21 protein-coding genes are annotated in these 24503 nt (G+C 64.7%); 15 read left to right on the top strand and 6 right to left on the bottom strand.

Annotated elements, in window-relative coordinates:
- Nucleotides 1-79 precede the first annotated feature (79 nt).
- The 3 genes from purT (at nt 80) to otnI (ending at nt 3368) form a co-directional block, all read left to right on the top strand.
- Nucleotides 80-1282, top strand: a complete 1203-nt coding sequence (gene purT / locus AC4BBN_RS08105) for a formate-dependent phosphoribosylglycinamide formyltransferase (RefSeq protein ID WP_490591481.1) — start codon at nt 80-82, stop codon at nt 1280-1282.
- Between the two features lie 199 nt (nt 1283-1481).
- The gene (locus tag AC4BBN_RS08110; RefSeq protein WP_490591482.1) at nt 1482-2555 is read left to right on the top strand and encodes a mechanosensitive ion channel family protein; all 1074 of its coding nucleotides are present in this window, start codon (nt 1482-1484) and stop codon (nt 2553-2555) included.
- A 15-nt stretch (nt 2556-2570) separates the two neighbouring features.
- Nucleotides 2571-3368: a 2-oxo-tetronate isomerase gene (otnI, locus tag AC4BBN_RS08115; protein ID WP_490591483.1), complete on the top strand. Its 798-nt coding sequence runs from the start codon at nt 2571-2573 to the stop codon at nt 3366-3368.
- An 85-nt stretch (nt 3369-3453) separates the two neighbouring features.
- Here otnI and AC4BBN_RS08120 read toward each other — a convergent pair whose 3' ends face one another.
- Nucleotides 3454-4005, bottom strand: a complete 552-nt coding sequence (locus tag AC4BBN_RS08120) for a hypothetical protein (protein WP_490591484.1) — start codon at nt 4003-4005, stop codon at nt 3454-3456.
- A gap of 272 nt (nt 4006-4277) precedes the next feature.
- On the opposite strand from AC4BBN_RS08120, the gene AC4BBN_RS08125 reads away from it, so the two are divergent.
- Entirely contained in the window at nt 4278-4871 is a 594-nt protein-coding gene (locus tag AC4BBN_RS08125; protein WP_490591485.1) for a hypothetical protein, read from the top strand.
- A 106-nt stretch (nt 4872-4977) separates the two neighbouring features.
- Here AC4BBN_RS08125 and AC4BBN_RS08130 read toward each other — a convergent pair whose 3' ends face one another.
- Nucleotides 4978-5736 carry a DeoR/GlpR family DNA-binding transcription regulator gene (locus AC4BBN_RS08130; protein WP_490591486.1) on the bottom strand — a complete coding sequence of 253 codons (759 nt, stop codon included), beginning with the start codon at nt 5734-5736 and terminating at the stop codon, nt 4978-4980.
- Nucleotides 5737-5823: 87 nt separating this feature from the next.
- Here AC4BBN_RS08130 and nudK point away from each other — a divergent pair, with 87 nt between their 5' ends.
- On the top strand, nt 5824-6417 hold the full coding sequence (gene nudK, locus AC4BBN_RS08135; protein ID WP_490591487.1) for a GDP-mannose pyrophosphatase NudK: 594 nt from the start codon (nt 5824-5826) through the stop codon (nt 6415-6417).
- On the opposite strand, the gene AC4BBN_RS08140 is transcribed toward nudK, so the two are convergent.
- A complete protein-coding gene (locus AC4BBN_RS08140) occupies nt 6414-7217 on the bottom strand; it encodes a beta/gamma crystallin-related protein (RefSeq protein ID WP_490591488.1) in 804 nt (267 codons plus the stop codon). The two genes, nudK and AC4BBN_RS08140, sit on opposite strands and share 4 nt — an antisense overlap.
- 327 nt (nt 7218-7544) lie before the next feature.
- On the opposite strand from AC4BBN_RS08140, the gene AC4BBN_RS08145 reads away from it, so the two are divergent.
- Nucleotides 7545-7946, top strand: coding sequence for a response regulator transcription factor (locus AC4BBN_RS08145; RefSeq protein WP_490591489.1), 402 nt, complete (start codon nt 7545-7547; stop codon nt 7944-7946).
- A 15-nt stretch (nt 7947-7961) separates the two neighbouring features.
- On the opposite strand, the gene AC4BBN_RS08150 is transcribed toward AC4BBN_RS08145, so the two are convergent.
- A complete protein-coding gene (locus AC4BBN_RS08150) occupies nt 7962-8594 on the bottom strand; it encodes a response regulator (RefSeq protein ID WP_490591490.1) in 633 nt (210 codons plus the stop codon).
- A 56-nt stretch (nt 8595-8650) separates the two neighbouring features.
- Between AC4BBN_RS08150 and AC4BBN_RS08155 the strand changes: the two genes are divergently transcribed.
- The 5 genes from AC4BBN_RS08155 (at nt 8651) to AC4BBN_RS08175 (ending at nt 11622) form a co-directional block, all read left to right on the top strand.
- On the top strand, nt 8651-10006 hold the full coding sequence (locus tag AC4BBN_RS08155; protein WP_490591491.1) for a CHASE3 domain-containing protein: 1356 nt from the start codon (nt 8651-8653) through the stop codon (nt 10004-10006).
- Between the two features lie 286 nt (nt 10007-10292).
- The gene (locus AC4BBN_RS08160; protein ID WP_490591492.1) at nt 10293-10457 is read left to right on the top strand and encodes a DUF1328 domain-containing protein; all 165 of its coding nucleotides are present in this window, start codon (nt 10293-10295) and stop codon (nt 10455-10457) included.
- A gap of 69 nt (nt 10458-10526) precedes the next feature.
- A complete protein-coding gene (locus tag AC4BBN_RS08165) occupies nt 10527-10907 on the top strand; it encodes an ElaB/YgaM/YqjD family protein (protein WP_490591493.1) in 381 nt (126 codons plus the stop codon).
- A gap of 19 nt (nt 10908-10926) precedes the next feature.
- Entirely contained in the window at nt 10927-11343 is a 417-nt protein-coding gene (locus AC4BBN_RS08170; RefSeq protein ID WP_490591494.1) for a hypothetical protein, read from the top strand.
- A gap of 120 nt (nt 11344-11463) precedes the next feature.
- Nucleotides 11464-11622 (top strand): DUF3309 family protein, encoded by a 159-nt coding sequence (locus tag AC4BBN_RS08175; protein WP_490591495.1) that lies wholly within the window; start codon nt 11464-11466, stop codon nt 11620-11622.
- Between the two features lie 58 nt (nt 11623-11680).
- On the opposite strand, the gene AC4BBN_RS08180 is transcribed toward AC4BBN_RS08175, so the two are convergent.
- On the bottom strand, nt 11681-11908 hold the full coding sequence (locus tag AC4BBN_RS08180; RefSeq protein ID WP_490591496.1) for a hypothetical protein: 228 nt from the start codon (nt 11906-11908) through the stop codon (nt 11681-11683).
- A 108-nt stretch (nt 11909-12016) separates the two neighbouring features.
- Here AC4BBN_RS08180 and AC4BBN_RS08185 point away from each other — a divergent pair, with 108 nt between their 5' ends.
- Nucleotides 12017-12754 carry a Crp/Fnr family transcriptional regulator gene (locus AC4BBN_RS08185; protein ID WP_490591497.1) on the top strand — a complete coding sequence of 246 codons (738 nt, stop codon included), beginning with the start codon at nt 12017-12019 and terminating at the stop codon, nt 12752-12754.
- 11 nt (nt 12755-12765) lie between these two features.
- Here AC4BBN_RS08185 and AC4BBN_RS08190 read toward each other — a convergent pair whose 3' ends face one another.
- Nucleotides 12766-14745 carry an AsmA family protein gene (locus tag AC4BBN_RS08190; RefSeq protein WP_490591498.1) on the bottom strand — a complete coding sequence of 660 codons (1980 nt, stop codon included), beginning with the start codon at nt 14743-14745 and terminating at the stop codon, nt 12766-12768.
- A gap of 405 nt (nt 14746-15150) precedes the next feature.
- Between AC4BBN_RS08190 and AC4BBN_RS08195 the strand changes: the two genes are divergently transcribed.
- The 3 genes from AC4BBN_RS08195 to AC4BBN_RS08205 are packed head-to-tail and all read left to right on the top strand — an operon-like array spanning nt 15151 to nt 24398.
- Complete coding sequence (locus AC4BBN_RS08195; RefSeq protein ID WP_490591499.1) at nt 15151-15393, top strand: hypothetical protein; 243 nt, start codon at nt 15151-15153, stop codon at nt 15391-15393.
- A gap of 4 nt (nt 15394-15397) precedes the next feature.
- Nucleotides 15398-23818, top strand: a complete 8421-nt coding sequence (locus AC4BBN_RS08200; protein WP_490591500.1) for a glycoside hydrolase family 94 protein — start codon at nt 15398-15400, stop codon at nt 23816-23818.
- Nucleotides 23805-24398 carry a DUF1003 domain-containing protein gene (locus AC4BBN_RS08205; RefSeq protein ID WP_490591501.1) on the top strand — a complete coding sequence of 198 codons (594 nt, stop codon included), beginning with the start codon at nt 23805-23807 and terminating at the stop codon, nt 24396-24398. The genes AC4BBN_RS08200 and AC4BBN_RS08205 overlap by 14 nt, the downstream gene beginning before the upstream one ends.
- Nucleotides 24399-24503 lie beyond the last annotated feature (105 nt).

The following is a 24503-nucleotide window of genomic DNA, read 5'->3' on the forward strand; positions in this document are numbered from 1 at the left end:
GCCATATATGCGGTAAATTCCGCCATCCCGGCCACCAGCGCGTCCGCGCCCTGCCCTTTTTCTCTGTACGGATTTCCCCATGACCACCTTCGGTACCCCCCTGTCCCCCTCTGCCACCAAAGTCATGCTGCTCGGCTCCGGCGAGCTCGGCAAGGAGGTGCTGATCGCCCTGCAGCGCCTGGGCGTGGAAACCATTGCGGTAGACCGCTACGAAAACGCCCCTGGCCAGCAGGTGGCCCACCACGCCCGCACCATCACCATGAGCGACCCGGCGCAGCTGAAGGCGCTGATCGAGGCCGAAAAGCCCGACCTGGTGGTGCCCGAAATTGAAGCCATCGCCACCCCCATGCTGGAAGAGCTGGAAGCCGCCGGCACCGTGCGCGTGATCCCCACGGCCCGCGCCGCCCGCCTGACCATGGACCGCGAAGGCATACGCCGCCTGGCCGCCGAAACCCTGGGCCTACCCACCAGCCCGTATGTGTTCTGCGACTCGCTGGACGAGCTGCAGGCCGCCATCGACAGCAAGATCGGCTACCCCTGCATCGTCAAGCCGGTGATGAGCAGCTCGGGCAAAGGCCAGAGCAAGATCAGCGGCCCGGCCGATGTGAAGACCGCCTGGGACTACGCCATGGCCGGCGGCCGCGTCAGCCACGGCCGCGTCATCGTCGAAGGCTTTATCGACTTCGACTACGAAATCACCCAGCTCACCGTGCGCGCCCTGGGCGCCGATGGCAAGGTGGAAACGCATTTCTGCGACCCCATCGGCCACATCCAGGTCAGCGGCGACTACGTGGAAAGCTGGCAGCCCCACCCCATGCCGCTGCCTGCCATCCAGCGCTCGCGCCAGATCGCCAAGGCCGTGACCGACAACCTGGGCGGCCAGGGCCTGTTCGGCGTGGAGCTGTTCGTCAAGGGCAATGAAGTCTGGTTCAGCGAGGTCAGCCCCCGCCCGCACGACACCGGCATGGTCACGCTGTGCACCCAGTGGCAAAACGAGTTCGAGCTGCACGCCCGCGCCATCCTGGGCCTGCCGGTGAACACTGCACTGAAGAGCCCGGGCGCCAGCGCGGTGATCTACGGCGGCGTGGACGCCCAGGGCATCGTGTTCGACGGCGTGGCCGAGGCACTGCGCGTGCCCAACACCGACATCCGCCTGTTCGGCAAGCCCGAGAGCTTTGTCAAGCGCCGCATGGGCGTGGCACTGGCCTTTGACGCCGACGTGGAAGTCGCCCGCACCCGCGCCAAGCAGGCCGCCGCGCTGGTCAAGCCCCGCACCGCTTGAACGCCATGCAGCTTGTCGAGCAACCAATCCGTATCGGGCACAACGGCACGCACACCAGGAACCCGTGGAACCGGCTCGGCCGGGCCACTGGGTTCGCCCCCTGCGTGTCGCATCGGTTTTTGCAAACCGATGCGAGGGGGGTTGGCGGAATTGCGTTCTCGGCGTCCGCCGATTCCGGGGCGCAGCGTGGAGCCTGGGGGTGAGCCATTTAATAGCCTGGGCCGACGACTCGGCGCTGCGCATTTTGCTCGCGGCGGGCGTAGTGCTGGTGCTGGCTTTGGTACTGCACACCGTCGGCGTGGCCCTGGTGCGGCGGGTCACGCGCACCATGCCCATGGCGTCGACGATTGCCGGGGAGTGCAAAGCGCCTACCCGCTTCGTGCTGCCGCTGCTAGCCCTGCAGGCGGTGTGGCAGGTGGCACCACCCGACTTCCCGCTGATTGCCGGCGTGCGCCACGCCAACGTCTTGCTGCTGCTGGCCTGCCTGACCTGGCTGGGCCTGCGCGTGGTGCGCGGCACCACCAAGGGCCTGATCGCCATGCACCCGCTGCAGGTGGAGGACAACCTCAACGCCCGCCGCGTGCACACCCAGGCCCGGGTGCTGGCCAACACCCTGGTGTTCGGCATCCTGGTCACCGGGCTGGCGTCGATCCTGATGACCTTCCCCGGTGCCCGCCAGTTTGGCGCCAGCCTGCTGGCCTCGGCCGGCGTGGTCGGCCTGGTGGTGGGTATCGCCGCGCGGCCGGTGCTGGGCAACTTGCTGGCCGGCCTGCAGATCGCACTGGGCCAGCCGCTGCGCATAGACGACGTGCTGATCGTGCAGGGCGAATGGGGCCGGGTGGAAGAGATCACCGGCACCTACGTGGTGTTGAAGATTTGGGACCAGCGCCGCCTGATCATTCCGCTGCAGTGGTTCATTGAAAACCCGTTCCAGAACTGGTCGCGCCGCAACCCGGAGCTGATCGGCACGGTATTTTTGTGGGTGGACTACGGCATGCCCATGGAGCCGCTGCGCCGCGAGGCCCAGCGCATCTGCCTGGCATCGCCCGCCTGGGACGGCCGCCACTGCAAGCTGGACGTGACCGATACCGCCGCCAACGGCGTGCAGATCCGCCTGGAAGTCACCGCCGCCAATGCCGACCTGCTGTGGCGCGTGCGCTGCGACGTACGCGAAGGCCTGGTAGCCTACCTGCAGCGCGACTACCCGCAGTACCTGCCACGCAACCGCATGGCGCTGGAAGAGCAGGGGCCGGTGGCCAGCTCCATGCTGTAACCCGCTGCCGCCACCATGCCCCAATTTGCCGCCAACCTCAGCATGCTCTACCAGGAGCACGCTTTTCTGGACCGCTTTGCCGCCGCCGCCGCCGATGGCTTCAAGGCGGTGGAATACCTGTTCCCCTACGCCTTCTCGGCCAGCGACATCGCCGCACAACTCAAGCAGCACGGCTTGCAGCAAGTGCTGTTCAACGCGCCGCCCGGTGACTGGGACGCGGGCGAGCGCGGCATCGCCTGCCTGCCGGGACGCGAGGCCGAGTTCCGCCAAGGCTTTGCCCAGGCGCTGGACTACGCCCGCGCCCTGGCCTGCCCGCGCATCCATGTGATGGCCGGCTTGCTGCCCGAAGGCCAGACGCGTGACAGCCTGCACCCGGTGTACGAGGCCAACCTGGCCTGGGCCGCAGCGCAGGCCGCTAGCGCTGGGCTGGACGTGCTGATCGAGCCCATCAACACCCGCGACATGCCCGGCTTCTACCTGAACCACCAGTCCCAGGCGCATGCCATCGTGGCCTCGGTAGGCGCACCCAACCTGAAGGTGCAGATGGACCTGTACCACTGCCAGATCATGGAAGGCGACCTGGCCATGAAGCTGCGCCAGTACCTGCCGACCGGCCAGGTCGGCCACATCCAGATCGCAGGCGTGCCCGAGCGGCATGAGCCGGATGTGGGCGAGATCAACCACGACTACCTGTTCACCCTGCTGGACCAGCTGGGCTATGCCGGCCACGTGGGCTGCGAGTACCGGGCGCAGCGCGGCGCGGTGCCAGGCGGCACATCGGCCGGGCTGGGCTGGCTGCAGCGGCACAAATAAGTACACGGACTGCTATCACTTTGACAGCAGTCCGCGCTTGTTTCATAAGCGCCAGAGGCCTAAAAAGCCCCCTGGCTTATAGCCATCAGCTCTTGCCGAACTTGGCCTTGGCAGCGCTGATACAGCTGGTCTTGGCGTCGCCGGCCAGCACGTCGCACTTCTGCGCTGCGACGTCGTAGTCGGCGTCGTGCTTTTCTGCCGTTGCATCGGCCTTCACGTCACTGACCTTTTCGTTGGTGCGCGCATCCGCCTTGGCCTTGACTTCGATGGCCTTGGCTTCCTTCACGCAGACCGACTTGTCATTGCCGGCCTTGTCGTCGCACTTCTCTTTGGCGACGGCGTATTCGGTTTCAGCCTTGGTTTCCAGCGCACTGGTGCGGTCAGACAGCTTGCCGGTGTAGCTGTACTTCATGTCCGCCAGGGCCACCTTGTGCTTGGCCTTGGCCTCTTCCTGGCAGATGTCCTTGGTGTTGCCGGCCAGCGAGTCGCAGGCGGCCTTGGCGGTCTTGTATTCGGCGCCAACGCGTGTCTTGCCGCTGGCGTATTCGTCCTTGCTGATGTTCGCAGCCTGGGCCAGCGGCAGAGCCAGCAGAGCGGCAATGGCGAGAGAAGATTTGAGCTTGAAAAGTGAACGCATGGAGATCCTTGGTGAACAGGCAAAAGTGCTGCGGTCAGTGTGTTCTTCTGTCGGTTGCGCACACAGCGGACAGGGCGTCGAATCGCTGTAGTAGATGTCCTACTGCCCGAAGCCCAATTGCTACACTATTCATAGCCACTCGCTCACATAGCGCCTGCACTACAGGCCCATTTGGCTTATAGGGCTTTGCAGTTTTTCACCCGAAGGACATACGCAGCGTACGGCTGCCGGCCTAGCATCAGCGGCTGAATTCACAGCCCGAAAGTGTATTGATGCAGCTCTTTGCCCCGGCCTCCCAGCGACCTTCCATGCGCCCGCGCCGCACCTGGCTCAGCCTGCCCTTGCTGGGCCTGCTGGCGGTGCACAGCAGCTGGGCCCAAACCCCCGGCGGCATGGGTGGTGGCCGGCCACCCGGGGTGCGCGAGTCGGACAGCAGCAAATGCGCGTCCAGCGCGACCGAGCCGGCGGGCAGCATGCTGATCAAGCTGTATGCCGAGGAAAGGCTGCGCACCCTGCCGGAAGAACTGGCGCTGGTGCCGGCCCAGCTGCCGCTGTTTGAGCGCTACGCGCAGGCCCTGCAGCGCCTGATGCTGGATGAAAACAGCTGGGCGGTACGCGCGCCGCTGGCAGAAGCCAACCCGATTGCCAGCATAGGCGCGCAGATCGACCGCGCCAACAACCGCAGCGCCGCCTGGGAAGATGTGCTGGATGCTGTCAAACCGCTGTATGCCCAGCTAAGCGCCGGGCAGCAGGCCATTGCCCGCAAGCGCCTGGTGGTGTCGCTGGAGCCCAGTGCATGGCCTGCGCAGAGCGCAATGCGGCCCGGCAGCCTCCGGTCGGGCGACGCACCGCCCTCCCCCCCCTAAACTATCAGCTATTTATTTGATAGCTAGCCGCGCAGACAAAACCTGCGCCACAGGCCTTAAATGCTTGTAGAAATGTAGCCAGAGACAAGACGGGCACAGCCCCCCCTTACCCAGCGCGCACCAGAGCAAGGCCCAAGCCGGTCAGCGCCGCCACCTTCTGGTCGGTGGTCTGGGGCTCGACTACAAGGCCGGTGGCTTCGGTGCAGGCAGCGATCACATAGGGCGAGGCGGCGTGCAGCTTTTCGGCCGAGGCCAGCACCCAGGTCTCGGCCGCCTGGGCCATCAGCGCGCGTTTCACATGGGCTTCCTCCATATCGCCGGTGCTCAGGCCGGCGGTGGCGCTGATGCCGGTCACGCCCATGAAATACAGGTCAGCGCGCACCTGGCGAATCGCCTCGATAGCCGCCGCGCCCACCGCCACCACCGAGTGCTTGAACAGGTGGCCGCCGATCAGCTGCACCTCGACCAGCGGGTGCTCCACCAGGGCCAGGGCGATGGTGGGGCTGTGCGTAACCACGGTGGCCCGCAGCGTGGGCGGCAGGCGCTGCGCCAGCTGCTGGCAGGTGGTGCCTCCGTCGATGAACACCACCTGGCCAGGCTGGACCATGGCGGCGGCCGCTGTGGCAATCGCCTGCTTGCCGGGCATTTGCAGCTGGCTGCGTACGGCGAAATTGCCCACCGCAGGCGATGCCGGCAAGGCACCGCCGTGCACGCGCTGCAGCAAGCCAAGTGCGGCCAGGGCGCGCAGGTCACGGCGGATGGTGTCATCGGACAGGCCTAGGCTGGCGCTGAGGTCGGCGGCGACGATGCGGCCGTCGCGGCGCAGGGTGTCGAGGATGAGTTGTTTGCGTTGCTGGGTCAGCATGGATAGTCAATCTGCACGAAGTTGCTCGTTTTGCATGATTTTGCACGACTTGCTAGACTGTGGGCAAATCTACCCCCTGGAGCCCGCATGCAAGCCCTGCCAAACCTGCGCGTTATCGAAGAAAAAGTCCTGTCCAACGACTGGTATGTGCTGAAGAAAACCAGCTTCGAGCTGCGCCGGCGCGACGGCAGCTGGCAGCGCCAGAGCCGCGAGACCTATGACCGGGGCAACGGCGCCACCATCCTGCTGTACAACCCGGCGCAGGGCACGGTGGTGCTGACGCGGCAGTTCCGCTTCCCCACCTATGTGAATGGCAATGCCGACGGCATGCTGATCGAAACCTGCGCCGGCCTGCTGGACCAGGACGACCCGGCCACCTGCATACGCCGCGAAACCGAGGAGGAAACCGGCTTCCGCATCCAGCAGGTGCGCAAGGTGTTCGAGGCGTATATGAGCCCCGGCTCGGTGACGGAAAAGGTGTTTTTCTTCGTCGGCGAATACAGCGCTGCGGACAAGGTGTCCGACGGCGGCGGGGAGCACCACGAGGGCGAAGACATCCAGGTGCTGGAGCTGCCCCTGACGGAAGCCGTGCAGATGGTGGCCGATGGCCGCATCTGCGACGGCAAGACCATCCTGCTGCTGCAGTACGCGCAGCTGCAGGGCTTGCTAAAAAACGTCTAAGCGCGCGGCTCGCCCTGGCGGTTCACCGTGATGGTGGGGCCGGGCTGGGTGGTCATCTGCACGCGGTGCTCTTGGCCCCGGAAGTTGTAGCTAACGTCCCAGTAGGCGGGGCGGGCTGAGGCGGGCACGCTGCTGCAGCGTTGCACATCCTGCGTCTGTGCGGCGCCATAGCCACCGCCCACGCCATACCCGACCGCCGCACCGGCCACGGCGCCCCCGGCGGTGGCAATGTCCTTACCCCGTCCGCCGCCCACCTGGTGCCCCAGTACGCCGCCAATCAGTGCGCCGACCAAGGCGCCGGGGATGTTCGCCCCGCCGCTTTGCTCCACCTGCTGGCGCTCAGTCCAGCAGCGCTGCTGCGGCGTACCCATGATGGCGCGCACCGAAGTCACCGGGACCTGGAACAGACGCTCGTTGTCGCGGCGGCGGTTGTCGTAGGCAGGCTGCGGCAGGGGCGCGTAGCGGTGATCACCCGCGCGCTCATTGCCGCGCAGTGGGCGCTCGGAGGAGATGCGGTCGTTCAGGCCAATGGCCGCCAATGAGGGGTACTGCCCAGGCAGCAAGACCACGCAGCGGCCGCCGTAGCGCACGTCGTCGCACACCTCGCGGCGCTCACCCAGCACCACCACCGACGAGGCCCGGTCATTGAAGCCAAGGCTGCGGAAGTCCTCCACAGGCTGTTCTACGGTAAAGGCCCGGCCCTGGAAGCCTTCGTTTTCGTAAAAGGTCACCTGGGCGGCAACATGGCCGGCCAGCACCAGGGTGGCCAGGGTAAAGCCGGTTTTGAAGAATGTGTGCATGCTTGCCTCTGTCTGGATGGAAGATGTGCGGATAGGACTCCGCCTCCCGTCCAGTGTCTTACAAGCCAGTCGGCGCAACCAGCAGACGGTGGCTTGGCCGGGGGTAGTAGAAATCCTACAAAAAAACACGGCACTGACAGCCGCGTAGGAAAAGTCTTACAAGTAGCTGCGCGTATGCCCGATGGTGGCACCAAGCTGGTGACAGGCATACTCCAACCATCGTTTTTGAATATATCTACTGTGAGCTGTGGACCCCACTCCACCCCTGATGCGCTCTTGCAGAGCCACTACGCAGGTTCTGGAGCCAACGAAAGTATTGCCACCGCCATGCCACCGCTCAAAACCTATATCGTCGAAGACAGCCCGGTCATCCGGGAAAGTCTGATCGCCACACTGGAGGAGCTCGTCCCCGTCCAGGTGATAGGCACGGCGGAAGACGAAAGCACGGCAGTACAGTGGCTCACCGATGCCAGCCACGCGGTGGACCTGGTGATCGTGGATATTTTTCTGAAATCAGGCTCGGGACTGGGGGTTTTGCGGGCCTTGCATACGCCCACGCTGCACCACAAGCTGGTGGTGCTGAGCAACTACGCCACCCAGGACATGCGGCGCAAATGCCTGGACCTGGGCGCCGACCGGGTGTTTGACAAATCCAACGATATTGACGCGCTGATCACCTACTGCGACCACCTGGCAAACGGTGGTACCGGCCCCGGCGCGCTGGCATGAGCCCGCGCAAGCGGCTTACTGGATCAGGCCGTTCTTCAGCGCGTAGTAGGTCAGATCGCTATTCGACTCCAGCTGCATCTTTTCCATTACCCGGGTACGGTAGGTGCTGACAGTCTTCACGCTGAGTGACATGCTGACGGCCATGTTGCCAATGGTTTCGCCCTTGGCCAGTCGCAAAAACACCTGCAACTCGCGCTCGGACAATTGCTCATGCAAGGGCTTGTCGGTGTCGCCACCCAGGCCGTCGGCTAGGCGCTCGGCCACGGCGGCGGTAATGTACTTGCGGCCACGGTGCACGGTGCGTATGGCCTTGACGATCTCTTCGGGGTCGCAGTCCTTGTTCAGGTATCCGCTGGCGCCCTGGCGCAGCAAGGTGGTGGCGTAATGCGCTTCGGCAAAACCACTGAGTATGAGCACCGGCAGATCCGGCTCGCGGGCCTTGATGGCGACCAGGGCGTCCACGCCGCTGTGGTCGGGCATGGAGATGTCCATCACGATCACATCCACATCGCCCCTGCGGACAATGTCCAGCGCCTCGCGGCCATTGGTAGCCTCGGCTACGACGGCGAAGTCGATCTGGTCCGCGAAGAACTGGCGCAGTCCAGCACGCACCATGGCGTGGTCATCAACAATAGCAATTCGGATCATGGTATGAAGCAGTACTTTCTGCTGCATGATCCCACATTTTTGGCAAAGGGATGGAGATGAGATTCCTCACGGTCGTCAAACGCAACCGCATCGTGTTTGTACTGGCTTGCGCCGTGGCCTTGTCCATGGTGTTGATCAGTGAGGTTTCCTACTTCCAGTCGGTGGACCGTCTGGACACGCTGACCACCATGTCACAGGCACGCACCAATATGCAGATCCTGTCCCAAAGCCTGGTGGATGCAGAAACCGGGCAGCGCGGCTATTTGCTGACCGGTCGCAAGGAATACCTGGCGCCCTACGACGGTGCGCTCAAAAAGATCAAGACCGCGTTCGATTTCCTGGACCAGTACTACAAAGGCAGACCCGAGCCAGAGGCCATGATGGCCCAGCTGCATGCGGTGTCGGAGACCAAGCTGTCCGAGCTCTCCCTGACCCTGCATCTGTATGAAACCGACAAGCTGGATGCAGTCAAGGAAGTAATGCTGAGCGGTATTGGCAAGGAGCAGATGGATGCGTTCCGCCTGCTCTGCAGCAGCCTGCATGAATACGAGCTGAACAACATCACGCAAAGCCGTAAAAGCATCTACACCACGCTGATGTTCAACCGCCTAGGCGTGGCCGCGCTGACACTGCTCAGTCTGGTGGCCCTGTTCATGTACCTACGCCAGATTTTCTTGTTCAGCCTGCAGCAGCAGGAGTTGCGGCACATGGTGCAGGTAGAGCGCGACCGGCTGGAGGTCGAAGTGGTGCAGCGCACGGCGCAACTCACCGAGCTGACCCACCACCTGCAAAGCGCCCGCGAAGACGAGCGCAACCGGCTGGCGCGCAATCTGCACGACGACCTGGGCTCGCTGCTGACCTCGGCCAAGCTGGATGCGGCCCGCATCAAGTCGCGCATCAGCGCCACGTCACCTGAAGCGCTAGACCTGCTGGGCCACCTGGTCTCCACCATCAACAGCTGCATCTCGCTGGGCCGGCGCATCATCGAAGACCTGCGCCCGTCCGCACTGAGCAACCTGGGCCTGGTGGCCACACTGGACATCCTGACCAAGGAGTTTGCCGAGCACTCCGACGTGGCAGTGCACTGCACCCTGGATGCCGTGCAGCTGACAAAGTCCGCCGAGCTGGTGGTCTACCGCCTGGTGCAGGAGGCCATCACCAACATCACCAAATACGCCAACGCCAAGAACATCTGGATCTCCCTCACTGCCCAGGAAGGCCGTGTAGAGGTTTCGGTACGCGACGATGGCGCGGGCTTCGACACCAGCATCAAACCCATCTCCGCCTACGGCCTGATGGGCATGCGCTTTCGCGTGGAAGCCGAAGGCGGCGTGCTGACGCTGAACTCCGCCCCGGGCCTGGGCACGCGCATCCACGTCTCGCTGCCCGAGTCGAAAGTCCTGGCGACTTAAGGCACCACGGTTTTCAGCCCAGCGAGCCATTGAACCGGCTTTGCCGGGCCACCCGATTCGCCCCCTGCAAGGGGGATGGTTACACCACGCAGCGTGCAGCCTGGGGGTGTGCCGCCCTCCTGTCAGCAACGTCCTACGCGGGCAGTCGCCCTCTCCCGACATGGCTGCGGCAACGCCGCCTATGGGCCGCAAGCGCCCCCCGGTTCACACTCAAGGCATCGCAACGTGACAGGCTGCGACAACATTGAAACCCGGGGCCTTGCGGCCCCTTACCAGGAACCAAGCCATGTTGCATTACGCCGTCGTCTTCTTTGTCATCGCCTTGATTGCAGCCCTGTTCGGCTTCACCGGCATCGCTGCCAGTGCCGTGGGCATTGCCAAGATTTTGTTCGTCGTCTTTGCCGTCATGGCAGTCGCCAGCTTCTTGTTCAGCCTGATCAAGTCGGGCTAAGCAATCGCTCGCCCCACACAGATATCCAAGCCGACCACACCGTTTTATCCACTCTGCAAAGGAAACCCCATGTTTAACAACAAACTCTCAGACCACACCAGCACCCTGGCCGACGAAGCTGCAGTGTCCGCAGAAAAAGCCATCCAATCCACCCGACGCGCGGCCAACAACGCCCTGGACGGCCTGGCCGACACAGTGGACGACTTGCACGGCCAGAGCACCCAGGCCTTCGACCGTGCCGCAGCCAAAGCCAGCGCCCTGCTGCAATCCAGCTCGGCAGCACTGCATGACAGTTCTGAGAAATTGCGCGCTCAGGCACGCCGGGCCACCGACCACACTATCGACTACATCAAGGAGCAGCCAGTCAAGTCGGTAGCCATTGCGGTAGCCGCAGGTGCCCTGCTGACCGTCTTTGCCGGTCTGGCGCGCCGCTCCAGCCAGCGCAACTAAGCACGTGCCGGAGCACACCATGCGCACCGCCAACGCACGCCCCACTCTTAGCAGCTATATCTACTTTGGCGCAGCCATACTGATGGCAGTGACGGCGGCCACCGCACAGGTGAGCATGGACGCCTCGGGGGACTACCAACAGGAAGTCTTGGCATGCAACAACGGCAAAACCCAGCAAGACAAGGCAACCTGTTTGACCGAGGCACGCAGTGCCCATGCGGTGCCGAAGCAAAGCCTGAGCACCGCTGCCCAGGCAGATCTTCAAGCCAATGCCTTGCAGCGATGCGACGCTCTGAATGGAGCCGATAAGGCTGCCTGCCGGGCTCGTATCGAAGGCCAGGGAACGGCCTCTGGCAGCGTAGCCGGCGGCGGCATTCTGCGTGAAATGCACGAGGTGGAAATCATGGCACCCGCATCTCCTACCGGCAAGCCCTGAGTACCTGCCTGACCAAGCTCCCATCCTTGGGCAGCCGCGCCACCCATTCGGATGACGGGGAGGTCCCGCACTGCGCTAGGTTTGTACCGCCCTCACTTGTTTTTTAACCAGGAGATGACCATGGGCTTAGGCACCATTTTATTGATCGTTGTGATTCTGATGCTGATTGGCGTTTTGCCCACTTGGCCGCACAGTTCGGGCTGGGGCTATGGGCCCAGCGGCGGGCTGGGCTTGGTGCTGATCGTGCTGATCGTGCTGCTGCTAACCGGCCGGCTATAGAGTCTTGCGACACAGCGTTTCAGTCGGACGCAGAAGCCGTGCTCCGCGTGGCCAATGGCTACGGCGCATGGCTTGCGCGCGCACCCGGCAATGTATGTTGCAGCAGCTTCAACGACTCCACGCACTCATACACGCAGGCACGCACCGACGCATCGACGCGCTGGGAGGCGACTGCCGCGCATAGCCGCTCCAGTACGGCACGAAACAAGACATCCCAGTCCTCTGCGGGCACAACCGCCTCTGGCGCAAGCTGGGGCGCGTTATCTGGTGGGTAAGATACTTGCATGTAAGCGGAATAGAAGACCAAAACTGCAATGTAGGTGTGCTGGTGCGCAAGCCATGTGTCATAAGACATGACGGCACACCAAACAACACTGCCGACCACGAGGCCCCCATGAGTGAAACCCATTGCAGTGCCTGCCCTTTGCGGCAACTTCCTCTGTTCATACCTCACAGCGGGGACGAGCTCGACTTGGTGCAGTCATTGAAGCGGCGCGAGGTTCAGTTGACTGCGGGTGAGACGCTGATCCACGAAGGTCAGACCGATGCACCGCTGTACACCTTGCTGACGGGCTGGGCCTTTCGCTTCAAAACCCTGAGCGACGGGCGGCGCCAGATCCTGTCTTTTTTGCTGGCCGGTGACTTTGTGGGTGTACAGCAAAAGATGGGCGACGCATCGGCCCACGGCGTGCAGACCCTGACCGACGCCAGCCTGTGCGTGTTCCAGCGCGATGCGCTCTGGGAGCTGCACCGCCGCTCGCCCACCATGGGCTTCAACATCACCTGGCTGACGGCCCATGAAGAGTCGCTGGTGGATGACACCCTGCTGTCGGTCGGGCGGCGCAGCGCCGAAGAGCGCATTGCGACGTTGCTGATACTGCTGTTCAAGCGGGCCGCTGCCTTACAGCCGGATGGTGGTGCGCATGGCGTGCCATTCCCCCTGACGCAGCAGCATGTAGCCGACGGGCTGGGTCTGTCGCTGGTGCATACCAACAAGACCCTGCGCAAGCTGGAGAAACGCGGACTACACCGTATCGACAATGGGCGCCTGTACCTGCGCGACGTCAAGGCACTGACCCGGCTTGCCGACCTGTATGGCGACGGCAAGCCGCCCCCCAGGCCGCTGGTGTAGGCCTACCTTGCCTACTTGGCCGGCTTCTTCACCAGTGCCGTAGTGCGCTGGCGCAGGCCCTGGCAACCGGCAGCCCCCTGCTGGGCCTTCTCACTGTCACCCAGGTCCATCAACGGAATCAGCGCTGCAAACGGGTTGATCAAGCCCAGCAGCACGGCGCTGGCGGCCTTCAGGCCCAAGGGGCCTTTCTCCAGCGACACATCGGGCTTGCTGAAGCTGCCACTTACGCGGATGGGAGTGCGCAGGGCCAGCGGGCTGAAATCCTTGGGGCTGACCACCAGGCGCAGATCCATGGTCTCGCTGGCCAACGAGAGTGAGCCCTCCGTCCACACGGTCGAATTGTCAGTGTCCACCACCATCACCTTGGGACGGAACACGCCGCCCGCAGCCGTCAAGTCGGCCACCGCACAAGACACGGGCAGCGCATCATCTCCCTTGATCCAAACCCCCAGACTGCGCGCCAGATCCAGCCCCAGCAACTCCACGCCCAGGTGCGACACCGCGCCATTGCGCAAGTCCATGCGCAGCTGTCCCTGCAGGCTGGCCAGGATCTCGGCGGTGGAACGCCCCTTGCCCTGCAACTGGGCCTGGCCCTGCAACTGGCCGCTGACATAGGGTGGCTGGCCCTCGTCCCGCGTCTGGCGCAGCCAGTGGTCCAACTGCACACCGCTCCAACGCAAATCGGTCTTCCACAAAGCCTCGTCCGCCCGCCCGTCCAGTGAAAACGCGCCCATGACTTGGCCCTGGGCCGTACGCGCCACCATATTCTGCAAAGTCAACAAGCCGGCCTGGAGCTGCAGATGGCCGCTCAGCGGCTGCAGAGGCTCCAGCAGGCGGGAATTCAGGTCCACCTGCTGGATGTCGATCAGCACATTCGCATCCATAACGCGCATGGCCGCCAGGTCGAACGGGCGGTTTGGCAACACGCGCCCTTTGCCGTGCGTCGCTGGCACGGCTACGCTGGCGTCCTCGCTGGCAGCCATGGTGGCCGGCGTGGTCCCAACCACCGGGCCCAGGTCGGCCAATTGCAGGCGTTTGCCGCCCAGGCGGCCGGCCAGCAGCGGCACAGGGCGCGCGGTCTCATAGGTGAAAGCGCCGTTCAGACTGCTGGTGCCTACGGTGGCATCGCCCACCACCACGCTCCAGGTTGTTCCTTTGCGGGCGATGGCACCGGTGGTACGGAACGCTGATGTGGTCGGCAGCGTCACGCCCAGCGGGTCGCCCACGGCGGCCAGTGACGGCCCCTGGACATTGAAGCTACCCTGGAAGTCGCGGGGCTGCAGCACGTCCGCTGCGCGGCCATTGAAATGGATCTTGGCGCGGCCCACGCTGAGGTCCAGTGCCAGGCTGACCGGCAACGTGGGTGCAGCACCTAGCTCGGAAGGCAGCACACCAGAGGACTGCACCTCCAGCTTCAAGGGCAAATTGCGGTAACGGCCATTGCCCTGCAGTTGCAGCACGCTGGCCACCGGCCCCTCCGCTTGCGCGGCCTGGCTAGGAGCCAGCGAAAGCTGGGCTTTCAACGCCAAGCCCAGCGGTGCGTCGTTAACACGCACAGCACCCTGGTCTACCTGCAGATGGCCAAACAAAGGCAACTGTGCCAGCCTATTAGACGGCTTGGTCGTGGGTTGTGCCGGCCCGAATTGCCAGCTGGCCCGGCCATCGGCCAGGCGCTCTAAATCACTGTCCAGCGTGCGCGCCTGCAAGCTCTGGATACGCAGGGGCTGGCCCTGGTAGGCACGCCACAGGTCCAGGTAACGCAGCTCCAGGGCCAGGTCTTGCGCCAGCAGCATATGCGGCGTCTTGCTCCACTCCGGCGCTGCCACTTCCAGTAGCGGAGTCTGCAGCCTAAGCCCTCCCACGAAGCGGATCTGAAAACCCTGCGGAGCCAGCACCACACGCCGCTGCATGGAATCCCCCAGCATGCGCTGCAGCGGCGCCGCCAGAAACGGCCAACCCCACCACTCGCCCAGCGCAACGCCCGCCAACAATACGCAAACGACTGCGGCAGACCAAGGCCTCCAAGAGAAAGACGCCGTACGCGAAACTACAGGGCGCGCCGAAGGTTCAGAAGGAGCGCTAGTGGGCATGCGTGTAACAACCTTATCCATGAAAAAAAACAGATATGCGGGACATCCCACCGAACCCCAGTGTATCGGCGGCACCCATTACGGCCGCATTGCAAAGACCGCCACACAGGCAACATGGACATACACCGCGTGTTGTCTTACAGGGCGCAGCCTGCTCTCCGACATACAGCCGCCTCCATGCGGCCTACATTGAGGTTGCCGCTTGGTTACACGTGGCCTGCACCGCGGGCCCGCCAAGGCGTTCCCCCTGAAGCACATGCGCCACATGTGCCCCAAAGGGCCGAGCGCTTGGCATAAGGAACGCCCATGAGCTGCCAGACACTTCTTACCTCGCGCTGGAGCACGTCTTCTTTTGGTGCCACCGCAGATACCTCGCCCATGGAACTCGCTGCCCTGGGCGAGCATCTGGACCATTGCCGAGCCGCACCTGGCGGCCTGTCTGTGCTGCAGTACTGCGGTGAGAGGCTGCACGGCTTCGTCGCCGCAAGGTTTGTAACGACCCTATTCATCGTGACACTGCTGATGGGTGGCTGCTTGCTGGCCTTGTAACGCCATGTCTATCGCAGAGCTACAGCAACTGGTACCCGATGCACCACCGGCGGTGTGCCAGATGCTGGACGAAGCACGTGGGCCGGTGCTGGCCCCCATCCGCTCGGAAATCTTCGGCCTGCAGCGCTTCGCGCAGCATGGCCACAGCCTGGGTGCCACCCACCGCGCTAGCCGCCCCAGCCTGCGGGCCGGCAATTTCTTCCCCCGCCTGCGCGACAACATCCACACGCTGCAGGAAGCCCACCGCTACATCGGCGCTCAGGCCGCCACGGGTTACGACATTAGCCCCGCAGCCGAGTGGCTGTTGGACAACTTTCACCTCATCGAGGCCCAGCTCGAAGAAATCCGCACGGGCCTGCCGCGCAGCTATTTCCGCACGCTGCCCATTCTGGAGGATGAACCGCTGGCGGGCCTGCCAAGGATTTACGGCGTGGCCTGGGCCTTCGTGGCACACACCGACGGGGCGTTCAACGAAGAGCTGCTGCAGCAATTCCTGACTGCCTACCAAGATAGCCGTGAACTGCATCTGGCCGAAATCTGGGCCCTGCCCACCACCTTGCGTGTGGTGCTGGTGGAAAACCTGCGCCGCCTGGCCGAACGCGTTGCCACCAACAAGGCTGCACGCGAAGTGGCCAATCTGTGCTGCGACAAACTTGAGCTCTACTCCCCGCAGAGCCTGGACAGCTTGCTGCACTTACTGAACCAACGCGGTGTTGGCCGCGTATTTTTGGCCCAGATGGCACTGCGCCTGCAGGAGCGCCAAGGCAGTGACGACGGGGCGTGCACCAGCTGGCTGAACCACGCACTGCCCGATGCGGCTGCGGCCCACACGCAACACAACGCCGACCAGGCCGCCGACAACTTGAGTGTCAGCAACGCCGTCAAATCATTGCGGGCCATTGGCGACGCCGACTGGCCGGACATCATCGCCCAGGCCAGCGTGCTGATGCAGCTCATGCTGACTTCTGCCGCATTCGAAGCCGAGCACCCCAGCACGCGCGACCAAACGCTGCACGGCATCGAGCGCTTGGCGCGGCGCAGCGGCCGCAGCGAAGCCGCCGTAGCCCAAACGCTGCTGGGCCTGATGCGCAAGTCAGCGGACACTGACGCCGCCAGCACGGTTGCCAGCTACTGGATGCGCGGCGCAGGCCGCCCCACACTGTCCCAAGCTCTGGGCCTGGGCCTGCAGGAGAAGGCATCGGAACTCTGGCGCAGGGTACGGCAGCGCACAGCCTTGCCGGTGTATCTGTTGTCGCTATTGCTAGGAAGTGCCGGTGTCGTGGCCTGGCTGCTGCAACGACCGCATGTGGCCACCCTAAGCGTCCAGAACAACAATGGCTGGATGTGGCTGGCAGCCGCGTTGATGGTCTGGCCTGCGTCCGAGGCCATCGTGGCGGTCATCAACCGCCTGGTCAGCGAGTCCGCGCGGCCCCGGCCGCTACCGCGCATGGGCCTGGTGGACGGAATTCCAGCGGAGCACCGCGTCTTGGTGGCCATACCGGCACTGCTGACCGATGCCGCCTCCGTGCTGGCCCTGGTACGCCGACTGCATTTGCACCATATTGCCAACCCGGAAACCGAAGCGCAGTTCGCGCTACTAAGCGACTACGCCGATGCAGACGCCCAGCACCTGCCGACTGATAACGCATTGGTACAGCTGGCCATAGAGCAGCTGGCCACGCTCAACTTGCGCTACCCCGTCGCGGCGGGAGCAGCACCCCGCTTCATCCTGCTGCACCGGGAACGCAGCTTCAGTGAAACCGAGCAACGCTGGATAGGCTGGGAGCGCAAACGCGGCAAGCTGGAGCTGCTGGTGGAAGCCATGGCCACTGGCGAGCGCCAAGCCTTCATCGAATGGGGCGAAGCCTCGCGCATTGCAGCCGACACGCCCTACATACTTACGCTGGACAGCGACACCCAGCTCCCCCCGGGACGCCTGCGCGACCTGGTCGGCGTAGCCGCCCACCCCTACAACCAGCCGCAGCTGGACGCCACTGGCAGGCGCGTCGTCACTGGCTATGGCATCTTGCAGCCACGGGTCTCCACACCGCTGCCCGCCCCCAAAGACTTCACGCTCTACCACTGGCTGTTTGCCGGGCAATGCGGCATCGATCCCTACAGCACGGCCTCGTCCGAGATTTACCAGGATGTGTTTGCCGAAGGCACCTTCACAGGCAAAGGCCTGCTGGTGGTACAGGCCCTGCACGCCGTGCTGGTCCGTCGCCTGCCTGAAGGCGCAGTGCTCAGTCACGACCTGCTCGAAGGTTCGATGGTGCGCTGTGCGGCCATCAGCGACATCACGCTGATCGAAGACGCGCCCTTCCACGCCGATGTGGCCGCGTCCCGCGTGCACCGCTGGATGCGGGGCGATTGGCAACTGCTGCCGTTTCTGCTGCGGCCACGGCTGTTCCACCTGCGGCCCATCCACCTGTGGAAGATGTTCGACAACCTGCGCCGTTCGCTGGTGGCCCCCATGTCGCTGGGCCTGCTGCTGCTGGCCCTGGCCACCGGCAGCATACCGCCCGGGTGGACGCTGGCACTGGTCATCGCAGCATTTGCGGCCGGCCCATTGATGGGGGCCATTGCCGGGCTCTCGCCCAGCCGTGACGACCTGGCCAAACTGCACTTTTACCGCCACGCCGGCGCCGACCTGGCGCGCGCATGCTGGGGCGGGCTGTGGCATCTGGCCCAACTACTGGCGCAAGCCATGCTGAATCTGGACGCGATTGCGCGGGCGCTGTACCGCATGGTCTTTAGCCACCGCCATCTATTGCAATGGACCACGGCCGCCACCGCGCAGTCCCAGGCCAGCACCCATCTGCCCGCCTTGCTACGCGCCCATTGGAATATCCCCGCAATGGCCGTACTGCTGGCTGGCGCACTGCTGGCCGGCGGCACACCCTACCCGGTGCTGAGCCTGTGCCTGTGCGCTCTGTGGGCCGCGTCCCCAGTATGGACATGGTGGACCAGCATGCCGCGTCCACCGCGCAGCGACTCCGTGCTGCCAGACAAGGACCGCGCCATTCTGGAGAGCACCGCGCGCGCCACCTGGCGTTTCTTTGAACGCTGTGTAGGCCCGGAGGACAACCACCTGCCACCGGACAATCTGCAGGTGCTGCCCCACGACATGGTGGCCCACCGCACCTCGCCCACCAACATCGGCCTGTACCTGCTCAGTGTGGCTTGTGCACGCCAGTTCGGCTGGATCGGCACCCAAGACCTGCTGGAGCGTATGGAGGCCACGCTGGCCACACTGCAACGCCTGCCACGCCACCGTGGTCACTTCCTGAACTGGTACGACACGCAAAGCTGCGCAGCCCTGCTGCCAACCTATATCTCCACCGTGGACAGTGGCAACTTGAGCGGCCATCTGCTGGCAGTCGCCCAGGCCTGCCAAGAACTGGCAACCGCACCCTACGACGCCAGTGCAACACAAGCCGCCCTGCAGCAAGTGCGCCAGCGCTTAACACCCTTGCTGGCCGAGCGCACAACCCTGACGCCGGTGCAGCGCCAACAGCTGCAATGGCAGTTGGCCGACCACCGGGCTACCCGCATTTCGGCGGCGCGGGATACCCAGGCCCATGCCAGCAACCACCCTGCAGCCCAACGCCTGCACGCACTGGCACTGGCATTCGAGGCGCTGGCCTGGGCGCCGGACTACCGCTTTCTGTACCACCGCAGGCGGCATTTGCTGCACATTGGCTACCGGGTGGCTGAGCAGCAGCTGGATGCCGGCTTCTACGATCTGCTGGCGTCCGAATCGCGGCTGACCAGCCTGCTGGCCATTGCCAAGGGTGATGTGCCAGTGCGCCACTGGGCCTCGCTGGGCCGGCCATTCTTCGCCGTGGGCACGGACACCGGCCTGCGCTCGTGGTCTGGCTCCATGTTCGAATACCTGATGCCCACCCTGGTGCTGAACGAGCCCCCGGGCAGCGTGCTGCAAGAGGCTTGCCACGGCGCGCTGCGCGAGCAAATCGCCTTCGCCAAAAGCCGCAAAGTACCCTGGGGCATCTCCGAATCGGCCTATGCCGGCCGCGACTACACCCTGGCCTACCAGTACGCGCCCCAGGGCGTGCCACGGCTGGCGCTGCGCCGCACGCCCCCCGACGAACTGGTCATCGCACCCTATGCCAGCGCCTTGGCCGCACAGATTTCACCCCACCAATCCGCTATAAATTTAGAAGCACTCAGCGCAATCATGGCAAGCGGCCGCTATGGTTTTATCGAGGCACTGGACTACACGCCCGAACGGCAGTCAGACAACGCAGTGTTCACCCCCGTGGCAACCTTCATGGCCCACCACCAGGGCATGACGATCGTGGCCCTGGCCAATGTGCTGCTGAACGGCCCGGCGCAGCGCTGGGGCATGGCGAATGTGCATATCGAAGCGGTCGCATCCCTGCTGCACGAGAGCCCGCCGCGCGAAGTGGCGCTGCTGCACACCCCGCCCGCGCGCCCCACGACGATGGGTATGCAGAACAGCCGCCCCAGCCTGCTGCGCGAACTCATACCCGGCGCCACGGCACTGGAGCCCACCCACCTGCTGTCCAACGGGCACTACCACGTGGCACTGCGGGCCAATGGCGCGGGCTGGAGCCGCTGGCGCACCACGGGCATCACCCGCTGGCGCGACGATGCGCTGCGTGACGCCTTCGGCCACTTCTTCTACCTGCGCTGGAGCGGGCACGCCCAGCCGGTGTCCATCACCCAACACCCGGCACCCGACCCGGCTGCGCACTACCAAAGCACCTTCCATGCCGACCGGGTCTGCTTCGACGCCAGTTGGCCCGGGATGCAAACCCACACCACGGTATGGGTCAGCCCCGAGGACGATATCGAATTCCGCCAGGTGGAGGTGCGCAACCTGGGCGACCGCCCCCTGGAGATCGAGTTGCTGTCGGCCTTCGAAGTCACCTTGAGCGATGCACGCGCGGACGAGGCCCACCCTGCCTTCGCCAACCTGTTCGTGCAGGCGCAGTGGGAGGACGAAGACCAGGCGCTGCTATTCCAGCGCACACCGCGCCTCCCCACGGAGCAGGCCTTGCAGGCCGCCCACTTCCTGGTCGATACCGATCCCCAGGTGGTAGGCATACGCATCCAGACCGACCGGCAGCAGTGGCGGGGCCGCAACCAGGACGCCAGCCAACCCCATGCAGCCATGGACGCGCGCCCAACGGCCTCCGGCCCACTGCACACCGGGCTGGACCCGGTCAGCGCGCTCGCGGTGCGCCTGCGCATCGCCCCGCTGGGCAAGGCGCGCATCACCTTTGCCACGGCCGCCTCAGACTCAGGGGCCACCCTGGGGGCAGTGATAGACAAATACCGCCAGCACAGCAATGTGCAGCGGGCTTCGCTGATGTCGGACACCCTGACCGGCATACGCCTGCGCATGCTGGGCCTGACGCCTGACAACCTGGCGGCCATCCAGACCATGACCACCCCGCTGCTGCTCAACCTGACTCGCATGGGGCGCACTACCAACCGGTCACCCTGGCTGGGCGTGTGCGACAAGCGCTTGCTGTGGCGTCTGGACATCTCGGGCGACCGCCCCATCCTGCTGGTCACCGCCGGCGCCGCAGAGGGCCTGGGCCTGCTACGGGCGCTGGCCCAGGCCCTGCGGGTCTGGTCCTGGGGCGGCCTGGGCTGTGACCTGGTGGTGGTGAATACCGAGCCCGCGTCCTACCAGATGGAGCTGCACCGCGAGATCGGCATGCTGCGTGACCGCCACCTGGCCGACAGCAGCGCGGAATCTACCCCCACCGGCTTCTACCTGCTGCGCTCGGAAGAAATCTCGGCCGACGAACTCAACACCTTGCACGCCCTGGCCCGCCTGCATTTGCGCGCCGATGGCCGCCCCCTGGTACACCACGTGCAGGCCTGGGCGGCGCTGCATGAAGCGGCGCTGGAGGAACGGCAAAACACCGCTACCGTGGCCATTCCGGTCGCTACCAGCCCGGTCACCACACCAGCACCACCCACAGGCCACTTCGATGCAGACAACGGAGAGTTTCACTTCGATGTCAGCCCCCAGAAGCGTCCGATACGACCCTGGACCAATCTGCTGGCCAACCCGGCATTCGGCTGCCAACTGACGGAAGCCGGGGGCGGCACTACCTGGGCACGCAATAGCCGCATGAACCAGCTCACCGCCTGGTCCAACGACCCGGTGGCCGACCCACCCGCAGAATGGTTTCTGCTGCAAGACTGCAAGACCCAGGACATCTGGAACGTGGCCCCGCACGGCTGCGGTGGCGCAGATGTCAGCTACCAGATCGCCCATGGGCAAGGCCACAGCAGCATCCGACACCGCCACGGCGATATCGACGTGACCACCAGCTGGTGCGTGGACATCCACAGCTCGGTCAAGCAGATACGGTTACACATACGAAACCGGGGTTTGCGCGCCGTCCAACTGCGTGTGATTGGCATGGTGGAGTGGATGATGGGTGCCAACCGCAGTGACCGCAGCAGCACCCACACCCTGCACGCGCATATTCCTTTGGCAGGCCGGCAACACAGTGTGACTGCCCTGCTGTGCACCCAGGCCGAGCGCTCTGCCGGCTTTGGCAACGGAACTGCCTTCCTGGCCCTGGCGGCGACCGATGAAGATGCCGACGACTGGACCTGCGACCGGCGCGAATGCTTCGATGCCCGGGGCCGCCTGGTCATGCCAGACCATTTCAACCAACGCAGCGGTGGCGGGCTGGACCCCTGCGCCGCCATAGCCAGCATCATCGAGCTACCTGCGGGCGAGGCCATTGAGCGGGTGTTCCTGCTGGGCTATGCAGACAGCCCTGAAGCCGCCCAACAACTGGCCAGCATCGCCGCCGACATTCCGGCACATCAGCGCCTGGCAGACGCCAACCAACACTGGGACCGCCTGCTGGGCGCTACCACGGTGAGCACGCCCGACCCGCTGTTCGACGCCATGGTCAACCGCTGGCTGCTATACCAAACTGTGGCCTGCCGCATGTGGGCCAAGGCCGCTTTCTACCAGGCCGGCGGCGCAACCGGCTTCCGCGACCAGCTGCAAGACGCCATGGCTCTGGCCTGGGCCGCACCCGAGATGTTGCGCGCGCAGATCATCGAGTGCGCGGCGCGCCAGTTTCCGCAAGGGGATGTACAGCACTGGTGGCACAACCCGGGCGGCGCGGGCGTGCGCACCCACTTCTCGGACGACCTGCTGTGGCTGCCCCACGCCTGCCTGCACTATCTGCACGCCACGGGTGACACCAGCTTGCTGGAACACAGCCTGCCCTTCCTGGAGGGCGCGGCCATCCCCGAGGGTGCGGAAGATGCCTACTACACACCCACCATCGGCAAAGACAGCGCCACGCTGTACGAGCACGCAGCCCGCACCATAGACCGCAGCCTGGCGGTGGGCGTACACGGCTTGCCGCTGATGGGCAGCGGCGACTGGAACGACGGCATGAACCGCGTCGGCATTGCGGGCCAAGGTGAATCCGTATGGCTAGGCTGGTTCCTGTGCCAGGTGGTGGCGGGCTTCGCACCGATTGCCACCCAACGCGGAGACGGAGCCAGAGCCGAGCGTTGGACGCAGGCCGCCGAGGGCTGGAAAGCCGCACTCAGCGGCCCCGCATGGGACGGGCGCTGGTTCAAGCGCGCCTTTTTCGACAATGGCGAGCCCCTGGGCTCAGACGCCAATCCCGAGGCAAAGATTGACCTGATTGCCCAGGCTTGGGCGGTACTTTCGGGCGCTGCCTCACCCGCACTGCAACGCATGGCCCTGGCTGCGGTGGAAGAGCATCTGGTGGACCCGGTTGCGGGACTGATCCGCCTGCTGGACCCACCCCTGGCCCATGCCGTGCCAAGCGCCGGGTACATCCAGGCCTACCCGCCGGGGGTGCGTGAAAACGGCGGGCAGTATTCCCACGCTGGCGCCTGGGCTGTGATGGCCCAGGCGGCCTATGCCACGCAGCAAGCACAGGGCCAAGCCGCCGATGGCGACACCGCTTACCGCTATTTCTGCTATCTGAACCCGGCACACCGGGCAGGCAACACGGCCCAGAATGCCGTCTACGGCATCGAGCCCTATGTGATGGCCGGCGACGTCTACACCCATGCGCCGTATGTGGGGCGTGGCGGCTGGAGCTGGTACACCGGGTCGGCAGCCTGGATGCACCGCGCCGCGATCGGGTCGATCTTCGGCCTGCAGCAAGGCGCCCACAGTCTGTGCTTCCAGCCCTGCCTGCCCACGCATTGGCCACGGGCCGAACTGCTGCTGCGCCGCGATACGCTGCAGATGCGCTTCATACTGGTCCGTGCCACACCAGACACCGCGCTGGCAGCAGCAGGCGCTATGGATGCGCGTCTGCTGCTGCCCGGTGAGGCTCTGCCATGGAGCACCCTGGCAGGCCCCGCCTGCTTTGTCATTCCCGTGGGGGCATCCCATGAAAGCAGCTGACTCCCCCGCCCCCAAACGGCCCCGCCAGTCCGGCCAAGCCATAGACCTGCATGCCGAAAAGGTCGCGCGCCACATTGCTGAACACAAGCACATCGCCCGCAACACGGCCAACGACCTGGACGAAGACACCTCTCTAGGCGCAAGAGCCGCCGATGCGGTGGCACGCTTTGGCGGGTCCTGGGCCTTCATTAGCCTGTTTGCCGCCGTGCTGGTAGTGTGGGTCGGACTCAACACCTTGCTGCTGACCCACTACAACGCGGTGTTTGACCCCTACCCGTTCATCTTGTTGAACCTGGTGCTGTCCATGCTGGCCGCAGTGCAGGCGCCCATCATTCTGATGTCGCAAAACCGCCAGGCCGTGAAGGATCGCCTGCATGCCGAGCACGACTACGAAGTCAACCTGAAGGCCGAACTGGAAATCATGCTGCTGCATGAAAAGGTAGACCTGCTGCGCCAAGGCCAGTGGGGCGAGTTGCTGGCTATCCAGAAGCAACAGCTGGAACTGCTGGCGCACCTGATCGACAAAAACCCCAGCGCTGCTGCGACCCTTGACCATCCGTCCAGTGCCGCCTCGGTCTAAATAGCAGTCTGCCCCATGCCGCCCTCGGACTGCAGCAGGCGGCCCCGGCACTGGCGCTTGGCCTCATACCGCACAGCATAGGCGCGGGCCAGCCAGCTCCGAGGG

This window comes from Rhodoferax sp. SPJ21, assembly GCF_058216335.1.